Origin of the sequence: Thioalkalivibrio sp. ALE11, from assembly GCF_000381205.1 — a bacterium.
Lineage (GTDB): Bacteria > Pseudomonadota > Gammaproteobacteria > Ectothiorhodospirales > Ectothiorhodospiraceae > Thioalkalivibrio.
In genome coordinates this window covers 324,121-334,996 of record NZ_KB906166.1, presented here as the reverse complement: position 1 = coordinate 334,996, position 10,876 = coordinate 324,121, and the positions used below count along the sequence as shown (strand labels likewise).

The window sequence follows — 10,876 nt, the reverse complement described above, 5'->3', positions numbered from 1 at the left end:
TTCCACCTCGGTGCGCCGGCGGCGCCACTTGCGCACCGTCATGCGACTGATGCCGTAGCGCCGGGCCAGTTCCGGGTCGCTGACGCCGGCCGGCGCCTCCTGCAGTTCCTGCCGGATCCGGGGTGTGGTGCGGGCGTTGGAATGGATCGTACTCGCCATGCGGTCAGCCTCCCGTTCGCTCATCGGGCACAATACTCATCCACTCCCGGGCATGAAACAGGGGTGCCTTCTCTCGCGGTATGCAATCAGACGAGACCTGACAGTTAAGCCAAAGGCGGTACGCTGGTACGTAGTCCGGGCGGAACGGTTTATCGCGGCGTATCCCGGTCGTCGCCTGGCGGAACTCGGGGCGGAGGACATCGCTCAGTATCTGACCAGCGAGGGGCAGAAAGCGTCGGTGCAGGGCTGGCAGTTCCGACAGACCGTCGATGCTATACGGATTCTGTATAGCATCGTGAAGCCAGAATGGACGACACCGCCGGACTGGGACTTCTGGCCGGATTCGGCGCGCACGCTGGAGGCGCAACATGCCACGACGGCACGGGAGTTTGCGCCGGTTTCGCCGGAAGATTACGCACAACGAGTTGGCGAGACGCGCTTTACGCCGCTCATCCGCAAGCATCTTGATCTCTTTGCACGGCTGGCCTCGGCCATTCGTACACGGGGTATGGCGTTCCGCACGGAGAAGGCCTATCTCGGCTGGGGCTGTCGCTTTCTTTGGCATTTCGAGGAGCGGTCCCCGGATGAGCTTGGCGGTGCGGAAGTGGCTGCGTTTCTGGAACATTTGGTAGTGGAACGGAATGTCGCGGCCAGCACCCAGAACCAGGCGCTCAATGCGCTGGTGTTCCTTTACGAGAAGGTGCTGGAGAAACCCCTGGGTGATCTGGGAGCGTTCAGGCGGTCTCGTCGGCCAAAACGGTTGCCGGTGGTTCTTTCGCGCGACGAGGTCAACCGTCTGCTGGCGGAAGTCGACGGCATGCACTGGCTCATCGCCTCCCTGCTCTACGGTTCGGGCATGCGGCTGATGGAGGCGCTTCGTCTGCGCGTCCAGGATGTGGAGTTCGATCAGGGGCTGATCGTGGTGCGGCGAGGCAAGGGCGACAAGGATCGTATCGTCCCGTTGCCGCAATCGCTGGTCGATCCGCTTTCGAGGCATCTCGAGGAGGCCCGGGCACTGCATCAACGAGACCTGGATGCCGGTTTCGGGGAGGCCCTGCTTCCGGATGCCCTGGGCCGCAAGTACCCGGTCGCGGCGCGGGAATGGCGCTGGCAGTTCGTGTTTCCGAGCGGGCGGCTTTCCGTGGACCCGCGAAGCGGTGCAACGCGTCGGCATCACCTGCACGAGACGGCTGTGCAAAAGGCGGTGACGTCCGCGGCCCGGCGGGCGGGTATCGCAAAGAAGGCGAGCTGCCACACCTTGCGCCACAGTTTTGCCACACATCTGCTTGAGGGCGGTTACGACATCCGCACGGTGCAGGAATTGCTGGGCCACAGCGATGTGGCTACGACCCAGATTTACACGCACGTGCTGAACCGGGGCGGTCTGGCGGTACGCAGTCCGCTGGACCTGGCGTAAGCCTCCACAAAAAAGGGCGCCGTCTTTCGGCGCCCTTTTCTGTTGCTGCGTGGCCATTTCCCTGGCTCCGCTTCGTTGGGTCGCGGCCTCGCCGGGTCAGTCCCAGCTCAGCGCGCCCCCGGTCTGGTATTCCGTTACCCGGGTCTCGAAGAAGTTCTTCTCCTTCTTCAGGTCGAGCACTTCGCTCATCCAGGGGAACGGGTTGTCGGCGCCGGGGTACAGCTCGGCCAGGCCGATCTGGGCGCAGCGGCGGTTGGCGATGAAATGCAGGTACTCCTCGAACATGGGAGCGTTCATGCCGAGCACGCCGCGGGGCATGGTGTCGCGCGCGTACTGGGCTTCCAGTTCCACCGCCTCGGCGATCATGTTGCGCATCTCGTTCTTGAAGTCTTCGGTCCACAGGTGCGGGTTCTCGACCTTGATCTGGTTGATCACGTCGATGCCGAAGTTCATGTGCATGGATTCGTCGCGCAGGATGTACTGGAACTGCTCGGCGACGCCGGTCATCTTGTTGCGCCGGCCCATGGAGAGGATCTGCACGAAGCCCACGTAGAAGAAGATGCCCTCGAAGATCACGTAGAAGGCGATCAGTTCGCGCAGCAGCTTCTGGTCCGCGTCGGGCGTGCCGGTGCGGAAGTTGGGGTCGGCCAGGTGCTTGGTGAACGGCAGGGCCCACTCCGCCTTGGTGGCCACCGAGGGGACCTCGCGGTACATGTTGAAGATCTCGCCTTCATCCAGGCCCAGGCTTTCCACGCAGTACTGGTAGGCGTGGGTGTGCAGCGCCTCCTCAAAGGCCTGGCGCAGCAGGTACTGGCGGCACTCGGGGTTGGTGATGTGGCGGTACACGGCCAGCACCAGGTTGTTGGCCACCAGCGAGTCGGCGGTGGAGAAGAAGCCGAGGTTGCGCTTGACGATGGTGCGCTCGTCCTCAGTTAATCCATTCGGGTCCTTCCACAGGGCGATGTCCGCGTTCATGTTGATTTCTTGCGGCATCCAGTGGTTGGCGCAGCCGTCCAGGTACTTCTGCCACGCCCACTGGTACTTGAAGGGCACCAGCTGGTTGAGGTCGGCGTTGCAGTTGATGATCTTCTTGTCGTCCACGCGGATGCGCTCGGCGCCGCGCTCGATGTCCTCGAGGCCGGTGCCGGTCAGGGCTTCTTCATCGTAGTCGGGCGCGGGGCCGCCGGCGTTCTCGGGCTCGGGCGAGACGCTGGGGGCGGCGCCGGCGGTGGTCATCAGGTCTTCGTTTTCCTGGAAGCCCATGCCCGGACGGACCTTGGGTTCCTGCTGGTTTTCGCCCTTGATGGCGGCGATCGGATCGTCCCAGGACAGCATGTGCGTTCTCCTTGTCGATTCGGTGTTACGTGTTCGGTGAAAGTGGGGGGCCTGCCTTACTGGCAGGCCTCGCAGTCGGGGTCGAGTACGGAGCAGGCGGCCGGGGCATCGGAGCCCGCGGCGCTGTCACCGGGGCCGCCGCTCACGGCGTTGAGCTTGTTGGCGCGCGAGGAGTCGGCGACGGTGCTCTTCTCCACGTGGGTCGCACCCATGGAGCGCAGGTAGTAGGTGGTCTTGAGACCGCGCACCCAGGCCAGCTTGTACAGGGCGTCCAGCTTGGGCCCGGAGGGCTCGGCCATGTAGAGGTTGAGGCTCTGCGCCTGGTCGATCCACTTCTGCCGGCGCGAGGCGGCCTCGACCAGCCAGCGGGTGTCCAGCTCGAAGGCGGTGGCGTACAGCGCCTTGAGGTCTTCGGGCACGCGGTCCAGCGGCTGCACCGAGCCGTCGTAGTACTTGAGGTCGTTGACCATCACCTCGTCCCACAGGCCGCGGTCCTTCAGGTCGTGGACCAGGTAGGGGTTGATGACGGTGAACTCGCCCGACAGGTTCGATTTGACGAACAGGTTCTGGTAGGTCGGCTCGATCGACTGGCTGACCCCGCAGATGTTGGAGATGGTCGCGGTGGGCGCGATGGCCATGGTGTTGGAGTTGCGCATGCCCGTGGTCTTCACGCGCTCGCGCAGGCTGTCCCAGTCCATGCGCTGGGTGCGGTCCATCTGCAGGTAGTCGCCGCGCGACTCGGCCAGCTTGTCGATCGAATCGATCGGCAGGATGCCCTGGCTCCACAGGCTGCCGGGGAAGCTCTCGTAGCGGCCGCGTTCCTCGGCCAGGTCGGTGGAGGCCTTGATGGAGTACCAGGAGATGGCCTCCATGGACGTGTCGGCGAACTCCACGGCCTCTTCCGAGGCGTACGGGATGCGCTGCTTGTACAGGGCGTCCTGGAAGCCCATCACGCCCAGGCCCACCGGGCGATGGCGCAGGTTGGAGCGCCGCGCCTGGGGCACGGAGTAGTAGTTGTAGTCGATCACGTTGTCGAGCATGCGCATGGCCGTGTTCACGGTCTTCTCGAGCTTGGCGTGATCGAACTCGCCGTTCTCGTCCACGTGCGCGGCCAGGTTGACCGAGCCCAGGTTGCACACCGCGATCTCGTCGTCCGAGGTGTTCAGGGTGATCTCGGTGCACAGGTTGGAGCTGTGGACCACGCCGGCGTGCTGCTGCGGGCTGCGCAGGTTGCACGGGTCCTTGAAGGTCATCCACGGATGGCCGGTCTCGAACAGCATGCCGAGCATCTTGCGCCACAGGTCGACCGCGTTGAGGGTCTTGTACACCTTGATCTCGCCGCGCGCGGCCTTCTCTTCGTACTCGCAGTAGCGCTTCTCGAACTCCTCGCCCACCAGGTCGTGCAGGTCGGGGGTCTCGTTGGGCGAGAACAGGGTCCACTGGCCCTCTTCGGCCACGCGCTTCATGAACAGGTCCGGGATCCAGTTGGCGCTGTTCATGTCGTGGGTGCGGCGGCGGTCGTCACCGGTGTTCTTGCGCAGCTCGATGAACTCCTCGACATCGATGTGCCAGGTCTCGAGGTAGGCGCACACCGCGCCCTTGCGCTTGCCGCCCTGGTTCACGGCCACGGCGGTGTCGTTGGCCACCTTGAGGAACGGGACCACGCCCTGCGACTTGCCGTTGGTGCCCTTGATGTGGGCGCCCATGCCGCGCACGCGGGTCCAGTCGTTGCCCAGACCGCCGGCAAACTTGGACAGCAGCGCGTTGTCGCGGATCGCGCTGTAGATGCCGTCGAGGTCATCCGGGACGCTGGTCAGGTAGCAGCTGGAGAGCTGCGGGCGCAGGGTGCCGGAGTTGAACAGCGTCGGCGTGGAGCTCATGAAGTCGAAGCTGGACAGCAGCTCGTAGAACTCGATGGCGCGCGCTTCGCGATCGATCTCGTTGATCGCCAGGCCCATGGCCACGCGCATGAAGAACGCCTGCGGCAGTTCGAAACGCACCTCGTCGCTGTGGATGAAGTAGCGGTCGTACAGGGTCTGCAAGCCGAGATAGGTGAACTGCAGGTCGCGCTCGGGCTTGAGCGCGGCACCCAGCTTGTCGAGGTCGTAGCGGGTCAGCTCGTCGTCCACCAGCTCGAGCTCGGCGGCGCGGCGGATGTAGGCGCCGAAGTACTCCGGATAGCGCTCGGCGAGCTGCGCCTGGGTGGCCTCCTCGCGGCGGCCGGAGACAAAGCTCAGGGCCTCGCGCCGCAGGTTGTCCAGCAGCAGGCGGGCGGTAACCTCGGAGTAGTTGGGCTCCTGTTCGATCATCACGCGCGCGGCCATCACCAGCGCGGTGCCCACGTCCTTTTCGTGCACGCCGTCGAACAGGTTGCGGCGCGCTTCCTTGAGGATGCGCTCGCCTTCCACCTGGTCGATGCCGTCGCAGGCCTCGTCGACCACCGCCTTGAGACGCTGCTCGTCCAGCGGGGCGCGGGTGCCGTCGGCGCGGGTCACGTGGACCACCGGCGCCTCGGCCTCCTCGGCCGGGCCCTGCTCGGCGGCCTCGGCGGCGCGCTTCTGCGCCTGCTGCTCGCGGTAGAGCACGTAGGCACGGGCCACCTTGTGATGGCCGCCGCGCATCAGGGCCAGTTCCACCTGGTCCTGGATGTCCTCGATATGGACGGTGGTGCCCTGGGTGCCGGCGCGGCGGAACAGGTTGTCGCTCACCTGCGCGGACAGCTCCTTGACGATGTCGTGGATGCGCCGGCTGGCCGCGGCGTTGCCGCCTTCCACCGCGAGAAAGGCCTTGGTGATGGCGACCTCGATCTTGGCCGGGTCAAAGCTGGTGACCTTGCCGTTGCGGCGGATCACCTGATGCTGGCCGGGGCTGGTGGCCATCACTTCCGCCGAGGGCTCGGACTGCGGCGGATAGGTCGTGTCCTGTGCGGATTCGGCAGTCTGGGTGTCGCTGTACATGGGGGCAGGCCTCGCGCGAAACGGTCATCTGGAAAAATCTGGGGTCATCGCCCGGCGATGACGTGGAATACTATAGATCGGGGATCGAGCTCTTGCCAGCCACTACATATAGTATTCGGCAAAATAACAAGCGGGGAACAACCTGTGGACAGATTCGGGGATTCGGCGTCCTGCCGCGGCTGGCGCGAGGGCCGCGGTTGTCCACCGGCGGCCCCATGTAGTGATGGCCCGGGGTCACGATCGGGGCGGAACGGGTTCATGAAATTCGCTTATCGCAACGGGTGTTGGACAAGCCTGCCCCGCGCCCCAATAATCCCGCCCATACGACCGATTTCATGGAGCGAGCAAGATGAGTGACGAGAAGCAGCCCGCAGGCATCATGGCCGCCACCGGGGCGGTGCAGGTTTCCTCCGAGAGCGACGAAGCCGCCAGCAAGTCCGGCGGGAACGAGCGCCATTGCCCGCTGCTGATCCTGGGCTCCGGCCCGGCCGGCTGGACCGCCGCAGTGTACGCCGCCCGCGCCAACCTCAACCCGGTCGTCGTCACCGGTCTGGAACAGGGCGGCCAGCTGATGACCACCACCGACGTGGACAACTGGCCGGGCGACGACCAGGGCGTCCAGGGCCCCGAGCTGATGGAGCGCATGAAGCGCCACGCCGAGCGTTTCGACACCACGGTGATCAACGATCACGTGCATACCGTGGACCTGAACCAGCGTCCGTTCCGCCTGACCGGGGACCAGGCCACCTACACCGCGGATGCGCTGATCATCTCCACCGGCGCCTCGGCGCAGTACCTGGGGCTGGAGTCGGAGACCACCTTCGCCGGCAAGGGCGTGTCCGCCTGCGCGACCTGCGACGGCTTCTTCTACCGCAACCAGAAGGTGGCGGTGATCGGCGGCGGCAACACCGCCGTGGAAGAAGCGCTGTACCTGTCCAACATCGCCTCCGAGGTGACCCTGGTCCACCGGCGCGATTCGCTGCGCGCGGAGAAGATCCTGCAGGACAAGCTGTTCGAGAAGGAAAAGAACGGCAACGTGAACATCGAGTGGAACCACAACCTCGACGAGATCCTGGGCGACCAGACCGGCGTGACCGGCGCGCGCCTGAAGCACGCGCAAAGCGGCGAGACCAAGGATATCGACGTGATGGGCGTGTTCATCGCCATCGGCCACAAGCCCAACACCGACATCTTCCAGGGCCAGCTGGACATGGAGAACGGCTATATCAAGGTGAAGGGCGGCCAGGACGGCAACGCCACCGCCACCAGTGTGCCGGGCGTGTTCGCCGCGGGCGACGTGATGGACCACATCTACCGCCAGGCCGTGACCTCCGCGGGCACCGGCTGCATGGCCGCGCTGGACGCGGAGAAATACCTCGACGAGCAGCTGTGACGCGGACACGGCGGTGAGCGAGGAGCACTCGTCCGACGATCCCGGGACCCCGGGCGCGGAAGCCCGTGCGGCGACCGGTGAAGACGGCCCGCCCGCCGGGGTGGACGAGCGCATCGAGCTGCGCGACGGGCTGGGCGAACTCGATCCCGCCGCGTGGGATGCCCTCACCGGCGGGCGCGAGCCGTTTCTGCGCCATGCCTTCCTCGAGGGGCTGGAACGCCACGAGTGCCTGGGACGGGCCTATGGCTGGTTCCCCCAGCACGTGCTGATCTTCCACGACGACGCGCTGGTGGCCGCCGCCCCCGCCTACGCCAAGACCAACAACTACGGCGAGTTCGTCTTCGACTTCGCCTGGGAAGGGGCCTGGCAGCGCCAGGGCCTGCAGTATTACCCCAAGCTGGTGGTCGCGGTGCCCTACACCCCGGCCACCGGTCCCCGTCTGCTGGTACACCCCGAGGCCCCCGACCCGGACCGCCTGCGCCGTCAGCTGCTGCGCGCGCTGGTCTCGCGCGGGCGCGAACTGGAGGCCTCCGGGGTCCACGTGCTGTTCCCCGAGTCCGCCGACCGCGAAGCGCTGGCCCCGCTGGGGCTGCCCGAGCGCATGGGCTGCCAGTACCACTGGACCAACGCGGCGGACGGCGGCTATGCCGATTTCGATGCCTTTCTCGCCGCGCTGTCGTCGAAAAAGCGCAAGAACATCAAGCGCGAACGCCGGCGCGTGGCGGAAGCCGGGATCACCTTCCGCACCGTCACCGGGGCCACCGGCTCGCCGGAGGACTGGGCACGCTTCCATCGCTTCTACGTCGACACCTTCGAGAAGCACATGGGCATCCCCACGCTCACCGAGGCGTTCTTCGTGGAGACGGCCGCCGCACTGGGCGATCAGGTGGTGCTGTTCGAGGCCCGCCGCCCGGAGAATGGCGATGGCGCGGATGGCGACGGCGAGACCATCGCCGCCGCGCTGTGCTACCGCAGCCACGACACCCTGTACGGGCGCTTCTGGGGCGCCACCGAGGACCTGGACGCCCTGCACTTCGAGACCTGCTACTACCAGGGCATCGAGTTCTGCATCCGCGAGGGCCTCACGCGCTTCGAGCCCGGCGCCCAGGGCGAGCACAAGATCCCGCGCGGCTTCCTGCCCACGCCCACCTGGTCGATCCACGCGATCCTGACCCCGGGCTTCGACGGGCCGGTGCGCGATTTCTGCGAACGCGAGGCGGACCTGATGCGCAGCCACTGCGAGCGCCTGCACGAGCATTCGCCCTACCGCCAGGGAGAATCCGGCCATGCCCCCGATTAACCCCGCGATTAATCCCGTAGGAGGCCAGCCCCTGGCCGATCCGGCGCAAGAGATTGCCCGAACGCACAATCGGCCGGAGGGCCGGCCTCCCACCGCCGTAGGAGGCCAGCCCTCTGGCCGATCCGGCACCGCCCGACCTACCCCGGTAGGAGGCCAGCCCTCTGGCCGATCCGGCGCTGGCCGATCCGGCACCGACCGACCAGACACCGCATGAGCCCCCGCAGCCCCATCACCCTCCCCTGGCTGGACCCGGATCACCCGGAGGCGCCGTTCCCGCCGGCGGAGACCGCGCTGGACGAGCCCAACGGTCTGCTCGCCGCCGGCGGCGATCTCTCGGTCCCGCGCCTGATCAACGCCTACCGCAGCGGGATCTTCCCCTGGTTCGAGGCCGGCCAGCCGATCCTGTGGTGGAGCCCCGACCCGCGGGCGGTGCTGGAACCCGGCGCCTTCCGCATCCGCCGCTCGCTGCGCAAGACCCTGCGCAACGCCGGCTACACCGTCACCTTCGACCGCGCCTTCGAGCGCGTGATCGCCGGCTGTGCCGGCCCGCGCGCCCGCTCCGCCGGCACCTGGATCACCCAGAGCATGCAGGAGGCCTATACCGCGCTGCATCGCGTGGGCCATGCGCATTCGGTGGAGGTGTGGGACGGCCCGCGGCTGATCGGCGGGCTCTACGGGGTGGCCGCGGGCCGGCTGTTCTGCGGCGAGTCCATGTTCAGCCTCGAGCGCGACGCCTCGAAGATCGCCCTCGCCTGGCTGTGCCGCCACATGGTGGCCCGGGACTGGCCGCTGATCGACACCCAGATGGCCACCGAACACCTGGTGAACCTGGGCGCGATCGAACTCCCGCGCGACACGTTCCTGCGCCGGATCCGCCCCCTGGTCGCCGACCGGACCGTGCCGCCGCCGGGCCCCTGGACGCTCGACCCGGACCTGCATCCGCTGGACCCGGAGTGGTAGACCCCGGGCAGACCGTCACTGGCGACAAAACGGCCCCACCTGCCAGAACCGCCGGCAGCGGAACTCGGACTCGCAGCTCTCCAGCTGGCTCGCATAGCGACTGGCGCGGTCACGCACCTGACGCGCGGCGCGCTGCACCCCGGGCTTGCCGCGATAGCTGCCGCGGTTATAGCCGCCCTGCCCCTCGTGGTAGGCGAGATACAGGTGCTCCGGGTTATGCAGGGAAACCCCGGTCATGCGCCGGGTGCGCTCGTTGTACCAGCCGATGAAGTCGGTCGCGTGCTTCATGTGCGTGCGCCGGGCGAAGCGGCTGCCGGCGTCCTCGCGGTATTCGCCCCAGACGGGGTCCTGGGCCTGGGCATAGCCATAGGCCGAGGACGGCCGGCGCCACGGGATGATCCCCAGCAGGCGCTCGCGCGGCGGGCGCACGTGGCTGCGGAACGAGGACTCCTGCTGGATGATCGCCATCTGCGTGGCGATGGGCGTGCCCCATTGCTCCTGGGAGTCCAGGGCGTAGTCGTACCAGCGCGGTTCCTCGCGGAAGATCTCGCAGATGTTGCTCTGATCCTGCGGCGGCGAGGGCGAGAGCATCGCGCAGCCGCTGGCCGTCAGCACCAGGGCCAGCAGGGCCAGGGCCCGCATTGCCAGTCGTGAGTTCACCCCGATCTCCGTGTTCTTCCCTTGCGATCCGCGCAGTATAGGACAGCACGCACCGGCCGGGCAGTTGCGGGAGACGCCGGGGGCATGTTCCATTCTCCCGACCCATCCCATTCGGCCGAACAAAGGATCCGCACATGAGCGACAACCCCACCGCAGGCTTCCGCTTCAACCACACCATGCTGCGCGTGAAGGACCCCGACGCGTCGCTGGATTTCTACCGCCGCGTGTTCGGCATGGAGCTGGTGAAGACCCTGGACTTCCCGGAATTCGAGTTCACGCTGTATTTCCTCGCGCGTCAGGACGACGACGAACCCGCCCCGCCGCAGGACGAGGGCGAACGCACCCGCTGGATGTTCAGCCAGCGCGGCATCCTCGAGCTGACCTACAACTACGGCACCGAGAAGGATCCGGACTTCCACTACCACGACGGCAACGCCGAACCGCAGGGCTTCGGCCACATCTGCTTCTCGGTGCCCGACCTGGACGCCGCGGTGCGCTGGTTCGACCAGAATAACGTGGAGTTCGTGAAGCGCCCGGACGAGGGCGGACTGAAGGACATCGCCTTCGTGAAGGACCTCGACGGCTACTGGATCGAGATCCTGGAGCCCGCGCGCCTCACCGGCCTGGGGCGCTGATCCCCCGCCCCATTTCCGAAGCCCCCTGACAGCCCTCGCCGTCCCCCGGAATCCGGGGGG

At 66.8% G+C, this 10,876-nt stretch carries 9 protein-coding genes; 5 read left to right on the top strand and 4 right to left on the bottom strand.

What is annotated here, in order from left to right:
- Nucleotides 1-159 (bottom strand): helix-turn-helix domain-containing protein (locus F620_RS0105630; protein ID WP_196802036.1); only part of this gene is annotated, 159 nt, incomplete at its 3' end.
- Nucleotides 160-256: 97 nt separating this feature from the next.
- Here F620_RS0105630 and F620_RS0105625 point away from each other — a divergent pair.
- The gene (locus F620_RS0105625; protein ID WP_038030598.1) at nucleotides 257-1,576 is read left to right on the top strand and encodes an integron integrase; all 1,320 of its coding nucleotides are present in this window, start codon (nucleotides 257-259) and stop codon (nucleotides 1,574-1,576) included.
- Between the two features lie 96 nt (nucleotides 1,577-1,672).
- On the opposite strand, the gene F620_RS0105620 is transcribed toward F620_RS0105625, so the two are convergent.
- Together F620_RS0105620 and F620_RS0105615 are read right to left on the bottom strand one after the other, a co-directional pair.
- Nucleotides 1,673-2,911 (bottom strand): ribonucleotide-diphosphate reductase subunit beta, encoded by a 1,239-nt coding sequence (locus F620_RS0105620; protein WP_019569779.1) that lies wholly within the window; start codon nucleotides 2,909-2,911, stop codon nucleotides 1,673-1,675.
- A gap of 56 nt (nucleotides 2,912-2,967) precedes the next feature.
- A complete protein-coding gene (locus F620_RS0105615; RefSeq protein ID WP_019569778.1) occupies nucleotides 2,968-5,868 on the bottom strand; it encodes a ribonucleoside-diphosphate reductase subunit alpha in 2,901 nt (966 codons plus the stop codon).
- A gap of 349 nt (nucleotides 5,869-6,217) precedes the next feature.
- Here F620_RS0105615 and trxB point away from each other — a divergent pair, with 349 nt between their 5' ends.
- From trxB to aat, 3 genes are all read left to right on the top strand, one after another.
- Entirely contained in the window at nucleotides 6,218-7,261 is a 1,044-nt protein-coding gene (gene trxB / locus F620_RS0105610; RefSeq protein ID WP_019569777.1) for a thioredoxin-disulfide reductase, read from the top strand.
- Between the two features lie 13 nt (nucleotides 7,262-7,274).
- A complete protein-coding gene (locus tag F620_RS0105605; protein ID WP_019569776.1) occupies nucleotides 7,275-8,561 on the top strand; it encodes a GNAT family N-acetyltransferase in 1,287 nt (428 codons plus the stop codon).
- A gap of 210 nt (nucleotides 8,562-8,771) precedes the next feature.
- A complete protein-coding gene (aat, locus tag F620_RS0105600) occupies nucleotides 8,772-9,521 on the top strand; it encodes a leucyl/phenylalanyl-tRNA--protein transferase (protein WP_019569775.1) in 750 nt (249 codons plus the stop codon).
- A gap of 15 nt (nucleotides 9,522-9,536) precedes the next feature.
- On the opposite strand, the gene F620_RS0105595 is transcribed toward aat, so the two are convergent.
- On the bottom strand, nucleotides 9,537-10,163 hold the full coding sequence (locus F620_RS0105595; protein WP_019021931.1) for a hypothetical protein: 627 nt from the start codon (nucleotides 10,161-10,163) through the stop codon (nucleotides 9,537-9,539).
- Nucleotides 10,164-10,315: 152 nt separating this feature from the next.
- Here F620_RS0105595 and gloA point away from each other — a divergent pair, with 152 nt between their 5' ends.
- Nucleotides 10,316-10,816 (top strand): lactoylglutathione lyase, encoded by a 501-nt coding sequence (gloA, locus tag F620_RS0105590; protein WP_019021930.1) that lies wholly within the window; start codon nucleotides 10,316-10,318, stop codon nucleotides 10,814-10,816.
- Nucleotides 10,817-10,876 lie beyond the last annotated feature (60 nt).